The 19,652-nt window shown below is 59.7% G+C and carries 12 protein-coding genes, 1 pseudogene and 1 riboswitch; of the genes and pseudogenes, 7 read left to right on the top strand and 6 right to left on the bottom strand.

Features of this window, described 5'->3' with window-relative positions; genetic code table 11:
- Window positions 1–7: 7 nt before the first annotated feature.
- A riboswitch (SAM-I-IV-variant riboswitch) is annotated at window positions 8–142 on the bottom strand.
- 65 nt (window positions 143–207) lie between these two features.
- Together VIL80_RS14265 and VIL80_RS14260 are read right to left on the bottom strand one after the other, a co-directional pair.
- Complete coding sequence (locus tag VIL80_RS14265) at window positions 208–1,641, bottom strand: aldehyde dehydrogenase family protein (RefSeq protein WP_332036760.1); 1,434 nt, start codon at window positions 1,639–1,641, stop codon at window positions 208–210.
- Between the two features lie 50 nt (window positions 1,642–1,691).
- A complete protein-coding gene (locus VIL80_RS14260; protein ID WP_332036759.1) occupies window positions 1,692–3,317 on the bottom strand; it encodes a 5-guanidino-2-oxopentanoate decarboxylase in 1,626 nt (541 codons plus the stop codon).
- Between the two features lie 234 nt (window positions 3,318–3,551).
- Here VIL80_RS14260 and pdxH point away from each other — a divergent pair, with 234 nt between their 5' ends.
- On the top strand, window positions 3,552–4,190 hold the full coding sequence (pdxH, locus tag VIL80_RS14255; protein WP_332036770.1) for a pyridoxamine 5'-phosphate oxidase: 639 nt from the start codon (window positions 3,552–3,554) through the stop codon (window positions 4,188–4,190).
- 39 nt (window positions 4,191–4,229) lie between these two features.
- On the opposite strand, the gene VIL80_RS14250 is transcribed toward pdxH, so the two are convergent.
- Window positions 4,230–5,339, bottom strand: coding sequence for an acyl-CoA dehydrogenase family protein (locus tag VIL80_RS14250; protein ID WP_332036758.1), 1,110 nt, complete (start codon window positions 5,337–5,339; stop codon window positions 4,230–4,232).
- A gap of 15 nt (window positions 5,340–5,354) precedes the next feature.
- The gene (locus tag VIL80_RS14245) at window positions 5,355–6,554 is read right to left on the bottom strand and encodes an acyl-CoA dehydrogenase family protein (protein WP_332036757.1); all 1,200 of its coding nucleotides are present in this window, start codon (window positions 6,552–6,554) and stop codon (window positions 5,355–5,357) included.
- Window positions 6,555–7,218: 664 nt separating this feature from the next.
- Between VIL80_RS14245 and VIL80_RS14240 the strand changes: the two genes are divergently transcribed.
- Together VIL80_RS14240 and VIL80_RS14235 are read left to right on the top strand one after the other, a co-directional pair.
- Window positions 7,219–9,546 carry a TonB-dependent receptor gene (locus VIL80_RS14240; RefSeq protein WP_332036756.1) on the top strand — a complete coding sequence of 776 codons (2,328 nt, stop codon included), beginning with the start codon at window positions 7,219–7,221 and terminating at the stop codon, window positions 9,544–9,546.
- A 101-nt stretch (window positions 9,547–9,647) separates the two neighbouring features.
- A complete protein-coding gene (locus tag VIL80_RS14235; protein ID WP_332036755.1) occupies window positions 9,648–10,625 on the top strand; it encodes an NAD(P)H-quinone oxidoreductase in 978 nt (325 codons plus the stop codon).
- A 259-nt stretch (window positions 10,626–10,884) separates the two neighbouring features.
- Here VIL80_RS14235 and VIL80_RS14230 read toward each other — a convergent pair.
- Window positions 10,885–12,555: pseudogene (locus VIL80_RS14230) on the bottom strand (transporter substrate-binding domain-containing protein); the annotation flags it as partial.
- A 397-nt stretch (window positions 12,556–12,952) separates the two neighbouring features.
- On the bottom strand, window positions 12,953–14,329 hold the full coding sequence (xseA, locus tag VIL80_RS14225) for an exodeoxyribonuclease VII large subunit (protein WP_332036754.1): 1,377 nt from the start codon (window positions 14,327–14,329) through the stop codon (window positions 12,953–12,955).
- Between the two features lie 161 nt (window positions 14,330–14,490).
- Between xseA and guaB the strand changes: the two genes are divergently transcribed.
- From guaB to efp, 4 genes are all read left to right on the top strand, one after another.
- Complete coding sequence (gene guaB / locus VIL80_RS14220; protein ID WP_332036753.1) at window positions 14,491–15,975, top strand: IMP dehydrogenase; 1,485 nt, start codon at window positions 14,491–14,493, stop codon at window positions 15,973–15,975.
- A gap of 120 nt (window positions 15,976–16,095) precedes the next feature.
- Complete coding sequence (gene guaA, locus VIL80_RS14215; protein WP_332036752.1) at window positions 16,096–17,673, top strand: glutamine-hydrolyzing GMP synthase; 1,578 nt, start codon at window positions 16,096–16,098, stop codon at window positions 17,671–17,673.
- Window positions 17,674–17,707: 34 nt separating this feature from the next.
- The gene (gene earP / locus VIL80_RS14210; protein ID WP_332036751.1) at window positions 17,708–18,847 is read left to right on the top strand and encodes an elongation factor P maturation arginine rhamnosyltransferase EarP; all 1,140 of its coding nucleotides are present in this window, start codon (window positions 17,708–17,710) and stop codon (window positions 18,845–18,847) included.
- 46 nt (window positions 18,848–18,893) lie between these two features.
- Window positions 18,894–19,469, top strand: coding sequence for an elongation factor P (efp, locus tag VIL80_RS14205; RefSeq protein WP_332036750.1), 576 nt, complete (start codon window positions 18,894–18,896; stop codon window positions 19,467–19,469).
- The last annotated feature ends 183 nt before the right edge of the window (window positions 19,470–19,652 follow it).

Here is a 19,652-nt window from a genome sequence, read left to right as displayed (position 1 = left end):
AAGCTGGGCCGATGTCATCGGTTGCCAGCAAGAGCCCCATCCCCTAAACGGCAGTACATAAAATGTACGTTCCGTGAAGAGAAACCACCTTGCCCCGGTAGGCAGGTTGGCGTTGGCGTCAGCCACTCTCTTGATGTCGGGGGCAAAGATAGCGAGGGGGGAACGGGCAGTCAACTGCGCCGCCGATAAAGGCGGCGCGTCAGTTTTTTATGCGGGGAGCTGCACGGATTTCAGTTCAATAAACTCGTCCAGGCCGGCATTGCCAAATTCGCGTCCATTGCCGGAACGCTTCACGCCACCAAAGGGGGCCTCGTAATTGAACTCGCCGCCGTTGACGAAACAGAGCCCTGCCTCCAGCCTGCGCACCACGGGCATCGCCGCTTCGGCGTCCTTCGCCCACACGCCACTGGAGAGACCGTACTGGGTGTCGTTGGCGATGGTGATGGCCTCGTCCAGATCGCGATAGGGAATCAGGCAGGTGACCGGGCCGAAGATTTCCTCGCGGGCGATGGCCATATCGTTGCTGACGTCGGCAAATACGGTGGGTTTCACGTAAAAGCCCGTGGTGAAGCCGTCCGGTGTTTCCGTGCCGCCGGTGACCAGGCGAGCACCTTCGTCGATCCCTTTCGCGATGTAACCGCGCACGATGTCGCGCTGGCGGGCGGAGGAGAGCGGGCCCATAAAGGCATTCTCACCGGTACCCATGGCCACGTCTTCCGCGACTTTTTTGGCAATGGCAACCGCTTCCTCGTAGCGCTCCGCGGGCACCAGCATGCGGGTCAATGCGGTGCAGGTCTGCCCGCTGTTGATGAACACGTCCTCGCAGCCCCAGCGCACCGCGGCCTCCAGATCCGCGTCGGCGGTGATGATAAACGGTGACTTGCCGCCCAGCTCCTGGGTTACGCGTTTTACCGTTGGTGCCGCGGCTCGTGCCACCTCGATGCCGGCGCGGGTGGAACCGGTGAAGGACACCATGTCGATATCCACGTGGCTCGACAGCGCGGCGCCGACAATCGGGCCGGCCCCGGGTACCAGATTGAATACCCCCGGCGGCAGGCCGGCGGCGTCGATGATTTCCGCCATCACATAGTCCTGCAGCGGAGTCATTTCCGAGGGCTTCTGGATCATGGTGCAGCCCGCGGCCAGTGCCGGCGCCACCTTGCCCACAAACTGGTGCAGGGGATAGTTCCACGGGGTGATAAATCCACACACGCCCACCGGCTCTTTCAATACCAGTGAGTGACCGGCTTGCTCGGTTTCTTCCATTACCGCAGCGCGGTCTGCGTAGTAACGCATGGCGTAGATGGGGCCGTCGATATGCAGCCACTCGGTGATATGGGGCGGGCAGCCGAGCGCCTGGGATACGGCCGCAATCAGGTCCTGCTTGCGCGCTTCCATACCGTCGGCAATCGCGTGCAGCAGCGCCTGGCGTTTGGCGGCGCGACTGTGGCGCCACTCCTTGAACGCGGATTTCGCCGCAGCCACCGCATCGTCTACGTCGTCCAGGGTTCCCTGTATCACTTCGCACACGACTTCTTCGGTGGCGGGGTTGATCACCGCGTGCAGGTTGCCGCCTTTGGAGTCGCGCCACTCGCCGTTGATATAGAGCTTGTGGGTGGGCAGGGATTTCAGATCTGTCATGGTTGCTTCGCCGTATTATTCGTTGTCGTTTATTTAATTGAAATGTCAGTTTATGCCGGTGCGGTGATTTCGATCAGGGTCGGCCCCTTGCGCGCGAAGGCCTCGGCTACCGCCTGGCCCAGTTGCTCCGGCTTGTCGATGCGGCAGCCGTCGGCACCGAAGGCGCGGGCGAGTGCGACAAAGTCGGGTGCGCGCAGATTGACGCCTTCCTGCTCCACGGCAGCCTGATCCATGAAATCCCGGATCTCACCATAGCCACTGTTGTTCCACACCAGGATCGGCAGCGCGAGTTGCTGTTCCACCGCCGCCGCCAGTTCACCGAGGGTAAACATGATGCCGCCGTCGCCAATCAGGCTTATTACCGGGCGTGTGCTTGCCAGCGCGGCACCGATGGCGGCGGGCAGGGCAAAACCCAGGGTGCCGTAACCCGTGGTGCAGGTGATATGGCTGCGTGGCTCGTATAGGCCCAGGGCGTGGTTGGTGTTGTACACCAGCTGGGTGGAGTCGCTGACCAGAATGCCGTTTTCAGGCAGTGCTTCGCGCAGTGCCTGCACCCAGGGGAAGCGGCCTTCGGAGCCGGGCCACCACTCGCTGCGACAGCCGCGCAACAGCGCTTCCACTTCCGCGACAGTGAGCTGTTGGCGCTCACTGTTTGCCGCCGGCAGCGCATCCACGAGTTGTCCGAGAGTGGCTTTTGCATCGGCGCAGATCGCGAGGTCGGGATTCGCATTGCACACCAGTTGCGCCGGGTCCAGATCCACGCGAATCAGTTTGCCGTGGAACTGGAAGTTCTCGCGCACCAGGTTGCGGTCGGTTTCCGCCAGCTCGGTAGCGACTGCCAGTACCACGTCTGCGTTTTCAACCCGCGCGCGCACATTGGAAAAACTCAGGTTGGCACCGCCGCACAGTGGGTGGCGCTCGTCGACGATACCTTTGGCGGCGAGGGACAGGAATACCGGCGCCGCCAGTTTTTCCGCCAGCGCAGTCGCCTCTTTACCCGCGGCCTGGGCACCGCCACCCAACAGGATCACCGGGGACTTCGCTTCCGCCAGCCACTTGGCTGCGGTGGCAATGGTGTCTGCCGGCGCCGCAGGCAGGGCCGTGGGCTTGACCGCGCGGTAATCTGCAAGCGGCTTCTGCATGGGGGCGGGGAACAGGTCGATGGGGATTTCGATATGTACCGGGCCCGGCCGCGGGGCGTGCATCATCTGAAACGCGCGCGCCAGCACTTCCGGTAATTGCTCGGCACTGGTCAGTGAGTGCTGCCATACACAGAAGCCGCGGGTCACATCCTGCTGGCGCGGCAGTTCGTGCAGACGACCGCGTCCCGTGCCGAGATCCTCGCGGCGGTTTACCGCGCTGATCACCAGCATGGGGATGGAATCGGAAAACGCCTGGCCCATGGCTGTGGCGGCATTGGTGACACCGGGGCCGGTGATCAGGAAGCACACTCCCGGTTTGCCGCTGGCACGGGCGTAGCCATCCGCCATAAATGCGGCGCCCTGTTCGTGACGCGGCGTGATATGGATCAGGCCACTGCCCGGCAGGCCGCGGTAAAGTTCGATGGTGTGTACGCCGGGAATGCCGAATACGGTGTCGACTTCATACTGGCGCAGCAGGTGCATCAGTACCTGGGCGCAGCTTGGGTTTGGGTGTTGCGGATCCGTAACTTGCATGGCGGCAAAACCTTTGAGCGTTATTGAAATTTGCACGGAGCCTAGCGGCGGCTTTCCGCGGCTGCAAGCGTCAGCAGACTCTGCGTCTCAAGGCGTAAATACGCCGGAAAATTGAGTGTAGTTGTGGGCCGAAAAAGAGAAAATTGCGCGAATTGGGAATTGGCACGCAACTGCGTAAACTTGCGCGTAATATCGAAATATGACGTTTTGAAAGGAAACAGGGGTATGACAGCGATGGAAATTGACCAGTGGCGGCGGGAATACCTGCAGGGCGGCCTGCAGCGCAGTGACCTGGCGGCGGACCCGATCCGCCAGTTTCGCGCCTGGCTGGAAGAGTTGGTGAAAGCGGATGTTTCTGATCCGAGCGCTATGTGCCTCAGTACCGCGGATGCGAGTGGCCAACCGTCACAGCGTATCGTGCTGCTGAAAGGTTTCGACGAGCGCGGATTTGTTTTTTACACCAACCTGAAAAGCCAGAAGGCGTGGGATATCACGGCCAACCCCAAGGTTTCCCTGCTGTTTCCGTGGCACTTTCTGGAGCGACAGGTGATTGTGCGGGGAGTGGCGGAGCAGGTGGCGGATGCGGAGGCGGATGCCTATTTCAGCACTCGCCCCCGCGATAGCCAGATCGCCGCCTGGGCGTCTCACCAGAGCGATGCGATCACCTCCCGCCAGGTGCTGGAAGACAACTTCGAGGCATTTAGTAAAAACTTTGAAGGCCAGGATGTACCGCGCCCGGAATTCTGGGGTGGCTACCGGATTGTTCCGCATGCGGTGGAATTCTGGCAGGGCAGGGCCTCACGCCTGCACGATCGCTTTATCTACCGCGCCATGGACGACGGCGAATGGCAGATCGAGCGGCTGAGTCCCTGAAACGCTGCGGGCCCAGCCCTGACAGATGGGGCGATTTGATCAGCCTCGGATAAATCGCTGGGTGTGGTAGTCGGTACTGCCGAACACATACTGGATGCTGGTCAGGCGCTTGAACAGGTGCGCCACATCCAGTTCGTCGGTGACACCGATACCGCCGTGAATCTGCACCGCTTCCTGTCCCACCTTGCGGGCGGCCTTGCCGATGCGGCTCTTGGCCGCAGACACTGCTTTTGGGGCAACACCATTGCCGGTATCCAGCTGCATCGCGGCCATCATTAAAATGGAGCGCGCCTGCTGGCATTCGATAAACATATCCGCCATGCGGTGTTGCAGCGCCTGGAAACTGGAAATGGTTACGCCGAACTGCTTGCGGGTCTTGGTGTACTCCACCGTTTTATACAGCGCGCTTTCCATGGCGCCCACCGCCTCAGCGCAAATGGCAAAGGTTGCGCGGTCGACGATTTTTTCGATCACCGGCAGGGCTTCACCTTCGCCACCCAGCAAGTTGGCGCGGGGCACATGTACACTGTCGAAATAAATTTCCGCCGCGTTATGGCCATCGACGGTTTTGTAGCTGTTGCGGGTAATACCGGGCGTGTTGGCGTCGACGATCAGCAGGCTCACACCACTGGTTGTCCGCACGGAAACTACCAGTATGTCGGCGGCGCCGCCATTTAGTACTACGGTCTTGTGGCCGCGCAGGGTGAAGTCGTCTCCATCAGTTTCTGCTGTGGTGGCCAGGTTGCTCAAATCATAGCGACTCTGGGGTTCGGCAAATGCAAAGGCCAGCTGCAAATTGCCTTCCATCAGCGGAAACAGCCAGTCGCTTTTCTGGGCGTCACTGCCGGCTTCGGCGATCAGGCCGCCGGCAAGAATGGCGCTCGCCAGCAATGGCTCCACCACCATGCCCTTCCCGAACTCCTCCATCACCACCATGAGATCGACGGCCGAGCCGCCGAGACCGCCATCTTCCTCGCAGAATGGCACCAGCAGCCAGCCGAGCTCGGCGAACATCTGCCAGTAGCGGTAATTAAACGGTTCGCTGCTGGTGACGGTTTTCTGGCGGGTCTCAAAGCCGTAGTCCTGTCGGATAAACCGGGTCACGCTGTCGCGCAGCAGTTGTTGTTCTTCGCTGAATGAAAAGTCCATCTCCGCGTCCTCCGGTTACAGGCCCAGAACGGCCTTGCAGATAATGTTTTTCTGGATTTCGTTACTGCCACCGTAAATGGATGATTTGCGGTTGTTGAAGTAGCGCAGCCAGCTGTTGATCGCGGTATCTGTTCCCACCCGTTCACCGTCGAAGTCTTCTTCCAGTTGCCAGGGAAGGTACGGCAGTCCGCCGCAGGCGGCGATCTCCGCGTGCAACTCGTCAATGCTCTGTGCGAGCTCCGTGCCTTTGATCTTGAGGATGGAGGATTCCGGGCCCGGAGCCTGCCCGGTGCGCACGGCATCGAGGGTGCGCAGTTCTGTGTACTCCAGGGCCAGGAGTTCAATTTCGATCTCGGCGAACTTGTGCGCGAAGACCGGGTTCTCCATCAGGGTGGCGTCGCCATCCGGTGTTGCACTGGCGAGCTCCCGGGCGCGCTGCAGCTGGCAGCGGGAGTGGGCCACGCGGGCTATATTGGTGCGCTCGTGGGTGAGCAGCACCTTGGCATAGGTCCAGCCCTGTCCCTCTTCGCCGATGCGGTTTTCTACCGGTACCCGCACATTGTTGAAATGCACTTCGTTCACCTCGCGGTAACCGTCCAGGGTCAGGATCGGCGACAGGGTGATTCCCGGGGTGTGCATATCGATAAGCAGGAAGCTGATCGCGGTCTGGTTTTTTTCCTGTGGGCCACCGGTGCGTACCAGGCAGAAAATCCAGTCCGCGTAGTGGGCCAGGGTGGTCCAGGTCTTGGTGCCGTTCACTACGTAGTGATCGCCGTCGCGGTAGGCGGTCGTCTTCAGTGAGGCCAGATCAGACCCCGCGTTGGGCTCTGAATAGCCCTGGCACCACCACACGTTGCTGGCGAGAATATCCGGCAGGAAGCGCTGTTTCTGCTCCTCGTTGCCAAAGGTGAAGATGACCGGCGCCACCATCTTTAATCCAAAGGGCACCACTTCCGGAGCACCGGCGAGCGCGCACTCGGTTTCAAATATACTTTTCTGGGTGGCGCTCCAGCCGGTGCCGCCGTGCTCCGTTGGCCAGTTCGCTGCGGCCCAGCCTCTGCGGTAGAGAATTTTCTGCCAGTGCATGCAGTCTTCTTTCGTCAGGTGCATTCCCAGCAGAACCTTCCTGCGGATGTCTTCTGGCAAGTTCTCCCGCAGAAACTGCCGGACCTCCTCCCTGAAGGCTTGTTCTGCCTGCGTGTATTCGCTATTCACAATCCCGTTACCCCCGTTTACCTTCACTTCGATACTGACTGTCTATGTGATACTCGATCCGGCAAAGGGTGCGTCCGGTAGTGGAGGCGCGCCACTACCGCCGAGGTAATGATTGGCAAATGGCGGGGAAGGGGGTGGATATGAAAGGTATCTGACAGATAGCGGCAACATTACCGAAGAGGTTATGGTGCGGTGCTGAGAGGAGTCACACACTGGATACCGGCTAGAGGCCCATTCGCGCAGTCAATAGTGGTTGTTGCTTGGCGCTACGTGGCAACTTCGGGAGGGCTGTTACCAATGGAATCACCAGTTCCCGAGACTGCTACTGCAACAGGAAAGCGGAGAATTTTGGAAACAGATTTTCTGCCTGCGCTTGCGTGACGTTAGAGTCATTCAATCTGTAATATTTCCGTGGCTTCGGTTTATCGCTTCGGAGATTAGTAGAATGAATTACTCAAAAAATAAACTTTTGTAACGGAAAAACCTCTAGTAGTCTTTCCACCGTCGACACCAGACATCGGGAGTCGACTTAAGACAGCGCGGTTGCTGATCGGATCATCGCTGAACAGTAAGTTGGTTCGACGTTGCGAGAAAGCCGTACCGATAGCGAAAGTTCTGTTGCTGGAAATTACATAAAAATAACTCGGTGCAATGGAGAGAAAACATGGGAAGCCCAATTGACGCTTTCACCCCTAAATCGTTTCGACTGATTAACGCCTCTGGCAAACGTCGGAATCTGGCACTGGCCTCAGCCTGCTCTGTGGCTGCCCTGTCACTGGCCTGTGGCGTGGGCTCGGCGCAAGCTGCCGAAAAATCGGAAAATTCCATCAACACCCTGCTGGAAGAAGTGCAGGTGGTTGCCCGTAAGCGGGGCGATGCGGAGCGCCTGCAGGATGTTCCTGTCGCCGCCACGGCGTACTCCGGCGACCAGCTGGAAGCCCTGCAGACCCGCGACCTGGAAAGCCTGGCGTTCAAAATGCCCAACGTGCAAATGGATGATGCCGGTACCATCAAAAGCACGGCCAACTTCACGGTGCGCGGTCTCGGCGTCAACAGCTCCATTCCCTCCATCGACCCCACCGTGGGGGTGTTTGTGGACGGCATGTACATGGGCATCAACGCCGGTGTGATTCTGGATCTGTTTGATCTGGAGGGCATCGAGGTACTGCGCGGTCCGCAGGGGCTGCTGTTTGGCCGCAACGTGACCGGTGGCGCGGTAGTGGTGAAAACTGCCAAGCCCACCGAGGAGTTCAACAGCAAGGTGCGTTTCTCCACCACAGCGCAGAAAGAAACCAATCTGGCGGGCACCGTCTCCGGCAAGATCAGCGACAGCGTCAACGGACGCCTGACTGCTTACTACAGCGACGACCAGGGCTGGTTTGAGAACAAGGCAACTGGCAATGACAACTTCGGTGCTTCCACCACCTGGTTTGTGCGCCCGAGCTTCACTGTCGATCTGGGCGAAAGCGCCGACCTGATCGTACGCCTGGAAAAGGGCCATGTGGATGCGGATGGCATTACCGGTATCAACCGGGGCGAAGGTGCCAAAGCGTTGGCAGCATCGGTCGGTATTACCGACTGGGACAACAGCGAGGATTCCTTCGAGATCGCCATTGACGAAGAGGGCTATGCAAAAACCGACTGGAGCCAGGCCATCGCCGAATACAATCGGGAAGTGGCCTTCGGCAACGGCACCATCACCAACGTGCTGGCGTGGCGCGACTATGAGACCGCCGGTGATGGTGACATCGACTCCACCCCGCTGCCACTGTTCCACTCCAGCAGTGTGATCGATCAGAGCCAGATCAGTAATGAACTGCGCTATTCAGGTCGATTCGGCTCCACGTCGGTCACTTCCGGTCTGTACTGGTTCAGCCAGGATCTGAAGTACATGGAAGGGCGCCAGATTCTCGGCGTGCTGGCTGCGTTAGGTCCTCCCTACGACCAGCTGTTCCCGCAGATGCATATCGGCGGCGGCTTGCAGGATCACGAGGCCAAGGGCGTATTTACCCAGGCGGATATCGATCTGAATGAAGCCTGGGTGCTGACCCTGGGTGGGCGCTACTCCTGGGAGGAAAAGGACGTACAGATCGCCGCGATCCAGCAAAACAATGGCTGCGACATGAGCGGCTGTGGAACCTACGAATTCAATGACAGCGAAAAGTGGAGTGCATTCACCCCGAAAGTAGGGCTGCAGTGGGTGATGAGTGATACCGCCCAGACCTACGCGGTGTGGACCAAGGGCTTCCGCAGTGGCGGTTACAACATGCGTAACACCGTTCCGGGAGAGGAGCCGGGTCCGACCGACCAGGAAGAGCAGAACAGCTTGGAGCTGGGTGCCAAGATGCAGTGGCTGGATGGGCGCGTGAAAACCAACATGGCGCTGTTCCACAACACCATCGACGACATGCAGCGTGAGGTGAACCTGCCGAGCGAAACCGCCGGCGTGGCCCAGCTGATCCGCAACACCGCCGATGCCACCATTCGCGGTGCCGAGTTCGAGATGATGGCGGCGGCAACCGACAACCTGCTGCTGACCATGAACGTGGGCTATGTGGATGGCGAATACGACGATGTGTGGCTGGATATCAGCGGCGATGGCGTGGTGGACAGCGCGGATTACGCGCTGGAGATCCCGCGCCTCGCGCCCTGGACCTACGGCGTCGGCATGGTGCACGACCTGCAGCTTGGCAGCTGGGGTTCCCTGACCTCGCGCATCAACTACAACCATCGCGACGCCTCTGCCTATACCGACAACAACCGCGGTATGTTGAGCGAAGTGGAAATGGTGGACTTCAGCATTGGTATCGAGCCGGACGGCGGCAACTATCGCGTTGCGCTGTTTGGCAAGAACATGCTGGACGAGGTCAGTGAGGGTAACGATACCCAGTTGCCGACTGCACTCGGTCCAGTTGTGATGGGTCCCGGTGCCAGCTTTACCCCGCTCAATCGCGGTCGCATCGTGGGCATTGAGCTCAACTACGAAATCTAAGCATTTCCTCTCCGCTTTTAGTGTTAATTTGCGCCCGGCTATGCCGGGCTTTTTTGTTGTAGGATTCAGCCCTCCAATAAGGGAACAGAGGTGAAAACCCCATGCGTTATATCGACCTGCCGGAATACGGTGGCCCGGAAAAAATGCAGCTTGCTGAAGGCGATACGCCAGAGGTTGGTGCCGGTGAGGTGCTGATCCGCGTCGAAGCGGCGGGTGTGAACCGTCCGGATGTGGTGCAGCGCCAGGGCTATTATCCGCCACCGCCCGGGGCATCACCGGTTCTCGGGCTCGAAGTGGCCGGTGAAATTGTCGCTGTGGGCGAGGGTGTAAGTCGCTGGCAGGTGGGGGATAGGGTGTGTGCGTTGACCAATGGCGGCGGCTATGCGGAGTACGCGCTCGCTCCTGCAGGTCAGTGCCTGCCGATTCCGCAGGGGCTGAATGCGGTGGAAGCCGCAGCGCTGCCGGAAACGTTTTTCACCGTGTGGAGTAACCTGATGCACCGCGCGGGCCTCAAACAAGGTGAGGTTTTGCTGGTGCACGGCGGCTCCTCGGGCATTGGTACTACGGCCATCCAGATTGCCGCCAACCTGGGGGTGCGGGTATTTGCCACCGCGGGCAGTGCGGAAAAATGTGCGGCCTGCGAAAAGCTCGGCGCGGAGCGCGCGATCAATTATCGCGAGCAGGATTTTGTGGCGGAAGTGCTGGCAGCCACCGATGGCAAGGGTGCGGATGTGATCCTCGATATGGTGGGCGGCGATTATGTCGACCGCAACATCCAGTGCGCCGCCCGCGATGGGCGTATCGTCAATATCGCGTTTCTTGCCGGCGCCAAGGTCGAGGTCAATATGCTGCCGGTGATGCTGAAGCGTCTTATCCTCACCGGTTCCACCCTGCGTCCGCAACCAGCGGAAGTAAAGGCGGCTATTGCACAAGATCTGGAGGCGCAAGTCTGGCCGCTGGTGGCTGCGGGCAAAATCCGCCCGCAAATTGCGGCAACCTTCCCGCTGGCAGAGGTAGCGGCGGCACACCGTCTGATGGAGTCCAGTAGCCATATTGGCAAGATTGTACTGGAGGTGTGAAGGGGGGAGTCGCTGTGCTGTGTTCGGGAGTTGTTCTCAGTGGATGGTAAAGCAGGCGCAGCATCGCTACTTCCCCGGGCGCGATATCGGTATAGGCGCGATAGAGTTTGCTGATATTGCGCACATACTGCACCGGTTCCGCGCCGCGCACATAGCCATAGCGCGCGTGTTTGAAATAATCCGGCTCTGATAGCCGCAGCATGCCCACCTCGACATTGTCAAACCAGATATCGGGATTGAGCCCCAGTTTTTTGGCCACCCTTTGCGCGTCGTACAGGTGGCCGATGCCGGCATTGTAAGCGGCTAGTGAGAACCACAACCGGTTTTCCAGGCTGATATCCGGCGAAAAACGCTCGCGAATCCACCCCAGGTATTTGACGCCGGCTTCAATACCGCGTTGTGGTTCAAACAGGGGCGGCGGGTATCCAATTTCTTCCGCCGTGCGCGGCATTACCTGCAGCAGTCCCTGGGCGCCCACCGAAGATTCCGCCTTCGGGTTAAAGCTGCTTTCCTGCCACATTTGCGCTACGATCAGGCGCCAGTCAAATTCGTGCTCTCTGGCAGAATCTTTGACCAGTTTGTCATAGGGGGAGATGTCCTCCCCGGGTCTGAGTCGCGCCAGCAACTTGTCGCTGATCTTTTTATTCGGTTTGAAGTAAAAGTCGACTTTCCTCGCGTATCCGTCAGATTTTTTGAAGTCTGCTAGGAAATCGTTGATTTCTTCCAGCAGCGAGTCATTGCCCTTTAACACCATCCACCCCTGGGGAAGCGGGTCGCTGACCACCGGGCCCAGGACCAGTTCGTCGCGCAGTGCCGCGCCCACCTCCGCCGCACTGGCATCCACTATGGTGGCGTCGGCCTCACCCTCAGCGATCATGTTGATGATACGCTCGTAGCTTACTTCGGGAGCGGCGAGATCGATTTTTACCTGGATGCCACTCTGCTGCAGACCCTTGGCGATATCTTCGAAAATTGAGAAAGCGCGCAGTGTCAGCGTGCGCCCGTTCAGATCCTGCAGGCTCTTGATCGGCGGCTTGCCACTGTTGCTAAGGACCTGTTCCGCCACTTCGATATACGGCGTGCTGAAATCCACGCCCTTTGCCTTGCGCTCCTCGGTAATGGTGATGGAAGCTCCGGCAAAATCACCGCGTCCGGCCTTTAGCCACTCCGCCAGTGTCTGGTCATGGGGTACCACGATTACCTCCAGCTCCAGATCATGTTTGTCGGCAAATTTTTTCGCCAGGTCGTAATCGAACCCCAGCAGGGTACCTTTCCACATGAAGTAGCTGGTGGGGCCGTTGTAGGTGAGAAAGCGGATCACTTTGGATTTTTTGATCGATGCCCAGTCGGACTTCCTGTCGACAGGGGCAGCAACCATCTTTTCAGTGAGGAAATTGTTGATACGCAGTTTGAGTTCCGGTGAGTCCTTGCGCATGGCCCACACGATGTCTTCCTCACCGCTGACGAAGGCACCGGTTTTTATGTCGCTGCGGTAATTCAATACCCCCCGTAAAATGGAGCTGTCGAAAATGGTGATGACGTTCTTGCGTTGGTTGATGTTGTCGATCAGGTGGTCGATGGAATCGTCCGGCCGCAGCGCGCGCATTTCCAAAGTGGCATTGGGGATTTTTTTCTGTAGCGCCTTGGCGGTGGCGACGTAGGTGCTTCCGTCCATAACGACAATAACGATGTCGCTGAGTTTGTCCGGGTGGTCAATGTCTGGCCCGTTCAGTCCGGTTGCCAGTTGCTGGCGGGACTTGGTAATCGTCTCGGTTAAATCAAAATTCTGCGCGCGTTCTTCGGTGCGGGTTAGGTTGCCGGTGAAAACATCCGCTCGCCCGTCCTTGATCAACTGCAACGCTTGTTCTGGCGAGGCTGCAGCTACCCAGTGCGGTTCTAGCTTGAGTATCTTGGCCAGGTCCTGTGCCATTTCATAGTGCAGCTGGGTGACGATGGTGGCACGGGGTAGCAGATCGTCTTCACTGTCTGCGAGCGTGACAAAGCGAATGATGCCGCGTTTTCTGAGTGCCTTGAGATCCCCGGATTCGGTGTAATTCTCGAAGCGGGCGTCGCGTTCTTTTCTGTATTCCTTGGGCGCCGTTGCTTCGGCACTGCCCACGTCCGGCCCTTCAGGTTTCGTTTCACTGCGTTTTTCGTCGCACCCGGTGCTAAACAGCAGCGCGAGTGCGGCGAGGACGGCGGTGGACAGCAGGAACAGCTTGGAGTGATTTGCGACCATGGATTACTCCGCTCTCTGCGGAAAGACGATTGGGCAATCCTAGGGTGCAGGCCGACGGGTTGGTCGTACAGGGGGGAATATGCGGTATTTATTCAATAACCGCGGTAATTTCCCCCTCCGCGAGTCTCGCGTGGATTCTTTGCCCGGTACGGGTGTCCTGAGCGCGCCGTATCACCTGCTTCCTGTCGTCCTGAACAATGGCATAGCCGCGCTCCAGTACCGCCAGCGGGCTGACACTGTGCAGCAGTTGGCCGGCGTGGGCCACCTGTTCCCGCTTGTGCTGCAACAGCGCCAGGGTGGACTTGTGCAGACGCTGGGTCTGCTGTGCGAGTTGCACCTGTGCGCGCTCGATACGGTGACGTGGGTGAACCTGGGAAAGTGCGCGGTTCAGTTGCGCGAGGCGCTGGGCATTGCCGATGGTGCGATTGCGTATTGCGGCGTGCAGGCGCATTTCCAGGTGGTCGAGACGCTGGGCGCGGTTCTGCAGTTGCTCGCGAGGGTGGCGAATGCGGTTGCCCACCAGCTGGACCTGCTGTCGCAGGTGGCGCAACTGCAGGTGCACGGCGCGCGTCAGGCGCGAGCGGATACTGTCTATTTCTTCGCTCAGCGCCGCGGCGTTGGCACTGGCGATTTCCGCCGCAGCCGAGGGTGTCGGTGCGCGCACGTCCGCCACCAGGTCGGCGATGGTGGTATCGGTCTCGTGGCCCACCGCGGAGATGGTGGGGATGGGGCAGGCTGCCAGTGCGCGCGCGACAATCTCTTCATTGAAGGACCAGAGGTCCTCCAGTGAGCCGCCACCGCGACCAACAATCAGCAGGTCGTGGCGCTGCAGGCGGCCGGCCAGTTCGATGGCGCGAGCGATCTGTTGTGCGGAACCCTGTCCCTGCACCGCCACCGGGATCAATTCGATCCTGGCGGCGGGATAGCGCCGCCCCAATACCTGGATCATGTCGCGCACCGCGGCACCGGTTGGGGAGGTGATGATGCCGATGGTGGCAGGCAGGTAAGGCAGGGGCTTCTTGCGCGCCAGATCGAACAGGCCCTCTGCCTGTAGTTTGGCTTTCAACTCCTCCAGTTGGCGCATCAATGCGCCGAATCCGGCCTCCTCAAGGTGTTCGATGATCAGCTGGAACTCGCCGCGGCCTTCATAAAGGCTGACACGGGCGCGCGCGAGTACCTCGCGACCATTGGCTGGCCTGAACCTGACCATCTGGTTGCGCCCGCGGAACATGGCGCAGCGCACCTGGGCGCGGGCATCCTTGAGGGTGAAATACCAGTGCCCGGAGCTGGGTGCGGCAAAGTTGGAGATTTCCCCGCTCACCCACAATAGCGGCACGCTGCCTTCCAGCAGGTGCTTTACCTCCCGGTTGAGTTCGCTGACAGAGAGAACGGGCCTGCCATCGGTGGGCAGCGGTGACTGCGGGGAGGAGGGCGGGGAGTATGCTCCGGGCGGGAAATCAGGCATTTCGTTCTCATGCGGTGCGATCTGGGCGGCCAATATTGCAGGGAAGCCGGCGGAGGTAAAGAGATTTGCCAATCAGGGATAAATAGTCTTTTGTTTCCGCGAACGATGCGGCTATAATCGCGCCGATACCCATTCCCGCTCAGTTTGAGGTTTGAGTGTCCATGTCTGAATCTCTGCGCATTGCGCGCGAAGCCCTCACTTTTGATGACGTCCTGCTTGTGCCCGGTTACTCCGAGGTCACTGCGAAGGATGTTTCCCTGAAGACAAAGCTGTCTCGCAATATCACCCTGAATATTCCGCTGGTGTCTGCCGCGATGGATACCGTGACCGAGTCGCGCCTGGCCATTGCGCTGGCGCAGGAAGGCGGTATCGGCATTATCCACAAGAGCATGTCCATTGAGGAGCAGGCTCTGGCGGTGCGCGCGGTGAAAAAATTCGAAGCCGGTGTGGTGAAAGACCCCATTACCATCGAAGCCGACGCCACTGTGCGTGAGCTGATCGCGCTCACCACCCATCACAATATTTCCGGTGTGCCGGTGATGGACAAAGGCAGCCTGGTGGGCATCGTCACCAGCCGCGACGTGCGTTTCCAGACCAATCTGGACGTTTCCGTGGCCAGCATCATGACGCCGAAAGAGCGTCTGGTGACCTGCGATGAAGGCGCTGCCCCGTCGGAAGTGCGCGAACTGCTGCACAAGCACCGCATCGAAAAAGTGCTGGTGGTAAACGACAAGTTCGACCTCAAAGGCCTGATTACCGTCAAGGATTACAACAAGGCGGAGAAATACCCGAACTCCTGCAAAGACGGAGACGGCCGCCTGCGCGTGGGCGCTTCTGTCGGCACCAGCCCGGATACCGACGATCGCGTAGCGGCACTGGTGGAGGCAGGTGTGGACGTGTTGGTGGTGGATACCGCCCACGGCCACAGCAAGAATGTGATCGACCGCGTGCGTCGCATCAAGGAAATGCACCCGCAGGTGGACGTAATTGGCGGCAATATTGCCACCGCTGAAGCGGCGATTGCGCTGGCGGAAGCTGGCGCGGATGCGGTCAAGGTGGGCATCGGCCCCGGTTCCATCTGTACCACCCGTATCGTGACCGGTATCGGTGTACCCCAGGTATCCGCCATTGCCGAAGTCGCCAAGGCGCTGGAAGGCACTGGCGTGCCGCTGATTGCCGATGGTGGTATCCGCTTCTCCGGCGATATTTCCAAAGCTGTCGCCGCCGGTGCCTACTCGGTGATGATGGGCTCCATGTTCGCCGGTACCGAAGAGGCGCCGGGTGAAGTTGAGCTGTATCAGGGGCGTACCTACAAGTCCTACCGCGGTATGGGCTCCCTAGGTGCCATGTCCCGCACCCAGGGCTCTTCCGACCGTTATTTCCAGGACGCCAGCAAGGGCGCGGAAAAATTGGTACCGGAAGGTATTGAAGGTCGCGTGCCTTACAAAGGCCCGATTTCTGCCATCGTGCACCAGATGATGGGTGGCCTGCGCTCCGCCATGGGTTACACCGGCAGCGTGGACATGGAAACCATGCGTACCAAACCGCAGTTTGTGCGGGTAACCGCCGCGGGTATGGGCGAGTCCCATGTACACGACGTGCAGATCACCAAGGAAGCGCCGAATTACCCCGTGGGCGGCCGCTGATAGACCGACTCCCTGCCGGGACCCGGTCCCGGCCAAAAGATTAGAAGTGCACTTTAAAGTGAACCGCAAACGGACCTCTCATGGTCCGTTTGCCGTTTATAAAACCGTTACGAGTAAGCCATGAGCCAAGATATCCATTCCAGCCGAATCCTGATCCTCGACTTCGGTTCCCAGTACACCCAGCTGATCGCCCGTCGCGTGCGTGAACTGGGGGTATTTTCCGAGATCCGCGCCTTCGACATGAGCGACGAGGAAATCCGCGAATACGCGCCCAAGGGCATCATTCTGGCCGGCGGCCCGGAGTCCGTACCGGAAGAGGGCTCCCCGCGTGCGCCGCAGGCGGTGTTCGAGTTGGGTGTGCCGGTACTGGGTATCTGCTACGGCATGCAGACCATGGCGCACCAGCTGGGCGGCGCGGTAGAAGGTAGCAACGTGCGCGAATTCGGCTACGCGCAGGTCACCGTGGAAGGTAAATCCGCGCTGCTGCACGACATCAAGGACCACCTGGACGACAGCGGCAAGGCGCTGCTGGACGTGTGGATGAGCCACGGCGACAAGGTAGTGAAAATGCCGCAGGGCTTCGAGCTGATGGCTTCTACCCCGTCCTGCCCGATCGCCGGCATGTACCACGCGGAAAAGAATTTCTTCGGCGTGCAGTTCCATCCGGAGGTAACCCACACCCTGCAGGGTACCCGCATTTACGAACACTTCGTTATCGAGCTGTGCGGCTGCGAAAAACTGTGGACCCCGGAGAACATCATCGAGGACTCCATCGCCAAGGTGCGCGCGCAAGTAGGCAGCTCGAAAGTGCTGCTGGGCCTTTCCGGCGGTGTCGACAGTTCCGTGGTGGCGGCACTGCTGCACAAGGCGATTGGCGACCAGCTGACCTGTGTATTCGTGGACAACGGCCTGCTGCGTAAAAACGAAGGCGACCAGGTGATGCAGATGTTCGCCGACAATATGGGCGTGCGCGTGATCCGCAGTGACGCGGAAGAGGCCTTCCTGTCCCGCCTCGCCGGCGTCGACGAGCCGGAAGCCAAGCGCAAGATCATCGGCAACACCTTTATCGAAATTTTCGACAAGGAAGCCACACAGTTGCAGGATGTGAAGTTCCTTGCCCAGGGCACCATCTACCCGGATGTGATCGAGTCCGCCGCCGCCAAAACCGGCAAGGCGCACGTAATTAAGTCCCACCACAACGTGGGTGGCCTGCCGGAAGACATGGCGTTTGAACTGGTGGAACCGCTGCGCGAACTGTTCAAGGACGAAGTGCGCAAGATCGGCCTCGAGCTGGGTCTGCCCTACGACATGGTCTACCGTCACCCCTTCCCGGGCCCGGGCCTGGGTGTGCGTATTCTCGGCGAAGTGAAAAAAGAGTACGCGGATATCCTGCGCGAAGCGGATGCGATCTTTATCGAGGAGCTGCACAAGGCGGACTGGTACCACAAAACCAGCCAGGCGTTTGTGGTGTTCCTGCCGGTCAAATCCGTGGGTGTTGTGGGCGACGGCCGCCGCTACGAGTACGTGGTAGCGCTGCGCGCAGTGGAAACCGTGGACTTCATGACCGCACGCTGGGCGCACCTGCCCTACGAGCTGATCGAAAAGGTTTCCAACCGCATCATCAACGAGATCGAGAACATCTCGCGGGTGACCTATGACGTCTCCAGCAAGCCGCCTGCCACCATTGAGTGGGAGTGATTCGCACTAGCTGGTATTTCGGCATTTGCCGATGATGAGCAAGCGCTGGGACATCTTCTGCTGCGTCGTGGACAACTACGGCGATATCGGCGTGACCTGGCGCTTGGCTCGGCAGCTGGCGGCCGAGCACGGCCTGTCGGTGCGCCTGTGGGTGGATGAGCTGGCTTCCTTTGTGCGACTGTGTCCTGAGGCTGGGGCATCCCTGCCCAGTCAGCTCATCGACGGGGTGGAGGTTTGCCATTGGCCCAAAGACTTCCCGCCGCTCGCGGTGGCGGAAGTGGCCGATGTGGTCATTGAAGCCTTCGCCTGCACGCTGCCGGCGGCTTATGTAGAGGCCATGGCGGCACGGCAGCACAAGCCGCTGTGGCTGAACCTCGAGTACTTAAGTGCCGAGGCCTGGGTTGCCGGCTGCCACACCCTGCCGTCGCCGCAAGCCGGTGGTCTGCAGAAATTCTTCTTTTTCCCCGGCTTTATCGACGGCACCGGCGGCCTGCTGCGGGAGCGCGATCTGTTGACGCAGCGGCGCGCCTTCCAGGCGGCGCCCCACTCGCGTCGGGATTTTCTCGCACGGCTTGGTGTGACCCCGACCGACGACTCCCTGTTGATATCCCTGTTTGCCTACGAGAATACGGCGCTGGCGGATTGGCTGCAGGCGCTGGCTTTAGATCCGCGACCGACGCTGTTGCTGGTGCCGCAGGGGCGTATCGAGGGCGATCTGCGCCGCTGGCTCGGGGTCGCCGATATTGAACCGGGTAGTCGCTGGCAGCGGGGTAACCTGCAGGTGCAGTTACTGCCGTTCCTCAGTCAGCAGGACTACGACCGCTTGCTGTGGAGCTGTGATTTCAACGCGGTGCGCGGCGAGGACTCGTTCGTGCGGGCGCAGTGGGCCGGGAGGCCGCTGCTCTGGCATATCTACCAGCAGGAGGAGGGTGCCCACTGGGACAAGCTGGATGCCTTCCTGAATCTGTACTGCAGTGGGTTGTCGCCACAGGCCGCCGATGCGCTGAGGCAATTGTGGCACGCCTGGAATGGTCGAGGTGACATGGCCGCCTGGGGAGAGGTCCGGGACCATATGGCGGCGCTTTCCGCTTATGCCGATGGCTGGTGCGAGGCACAGGCTTCCCGGCCAGATCTTGCAACGTCACTAGTGCGTTTTTCAGGAAAATGGATATGATGCGCCACCTGAAAAAGGTATCCCCATCCCTATTCCGGATACTCCTATGAAAACCGCACAAGAAATGAAGGCCAACAGTGTGGCCCTGATCGACGGCCAGCCCTGGCTGGTCCAGAAAGCCGAATTCACCAAGTCCGGCCGCAACAGCGCCATCGTCAAGATGAAGCTGAAAAACCTGATCAACGGCTCCAAGACCGAGACCGTGTACAAGGCCGACGACAAGATGGAGCCGGTCATCCTCGACCGCAAGGAAGTGACCCTCTCTTATATCAATGGTGAGGACTACGTCTTCATGGATCCGGAGTACAACTCCTACGAGCTGCGCGCCGAAGACCTGGAAAGCGTCCTGCCGTTCATCGAGGAGGGCATGACTGACATCTGCGAAGCCGTGTTCTTCGATGGCAAAGTCATCTCTGTGGACCTGCCGACCACCATCGTGCGCCAGATCACCTACACCGAAAACTCCGCCCGTGGCGACACTTCCGGCAAGGTCATGAAGCCGGCCAAGCTGCGCAACGGTACCGAAGTCAAGGTGGCAGACTTCTGCGAAATCGACGACTGGATCGAAATCGACACCCGCGACGGTTCCTACAAGAACCGCACCCAGGCGCCGTCGGCCTAAGGCCTTCCGCCTCGCAAAAGCCCGGCCATGCGCCGGGCTTTTTGTTGCCTGCGGCTGCGAAACCCGGCAAGGTGCGGGTGATCAAGTCCCACTACAATGTGGACGGCATCGCCGAATGCAGCTGGACAGTACCTGTCCACAGGAATACATTGCCGCCGCATAATTTGCGGCCACAGGCCCCTA

It is taken from the genome of Microbulbifer sp. (assembly GCF_036563125.1).
In the GTDB taxonomy this organism is placed as follows: Bacteria; Pseudomonadota; Gammaproteobacteria; order Pseudomonadales; family Cellvibrionaceae; genus Microbulbifer.
This window is presented reverse-complemented; position numbering and strand designations above follow the sequence as displayed.

What these genes read in the sequence shown, in the direction of transcription:
- guaB (WP_332036753.1), top strand. Translation starts at nt 14,491, where the DNA reads ATGTCTGAATCTCTGCGCATTGCGCGCGAAGCCCTCACTTTTGATGAC.
- VIL80_RS14235 (WP_332036755.1), top strand. Translation starts at nt 9,648, where the DNA reads ATGCGTTATATCGACCTGCCGGAATACGGTGGCCCGGAAAAAATGCAG.
- xseA (WP_332036754.1), bottom strand. Translation starts at nt 14,329, where the DNA reads ATGCCTGATTTCCCGCCCGGAGCATACTCCCCGCCCTCCTCCCCGCAG.
- VIL80_RS14250 (WP_332036758.1), bottom strand. Translation starts at nt 5,339, where the DNA reads ATGGACTTTTCATTCAGCGAAGAACAACAACTGCTGCGCGACAGCGTG.
- pdxH (WP_332036770.1), top strand. Translation starts at nt 3,552, where the DNA reads ATGGAAATTGACCAGTGGCGGCGGGAATACCTGCAGGGCGGCCTGCAG.
- VIL80_RS14260 (WP_332036759.1), bottom strand. Translation starts at nt 3,317, where the DNA reads ATGCAAGTTACGGATCCGCAACACCCAAACCCAAGCTGCGCCCAGGTA.
- VIL80_RS14240 (WP_332036756.1), top strand. Translation starts at nt 7,219, where the DNA reads ATGGGAAGCCCAATTGACGCTTTCACCCCTAAATCGTTTCGACTGATT.
- VIL80_RS14265 (WP_332036760.1), bottom strand. Translation starts at nt 1,641, where the DNA reads ATGACAGATCTGAAATCCCTGCCCACCCACAAGCTCTATATCAACGGC.
- efp (WP_332036750.1), top strand. Translation starts at nt 18,894, where the DNA reads ATGAAAACCGCACAAGAAATGAAGGCCAACAGTGTGGCCCTGATCGAC.
- earP (WP_332036751.1), top strand. Translation starts at nt 17,708, where the DNA reads ATGAGCAAGCGCTGGGACATCTTCTGCTGCGTCGTGGACAACTACGGC.
- guaA (WP_332036752.1), top strand. Translation starts at nt 16,096, where the DNA reads ATGAGCCAAGATATCCATTCCAGCCGAATCCTGATCCTCGACTTCGGT.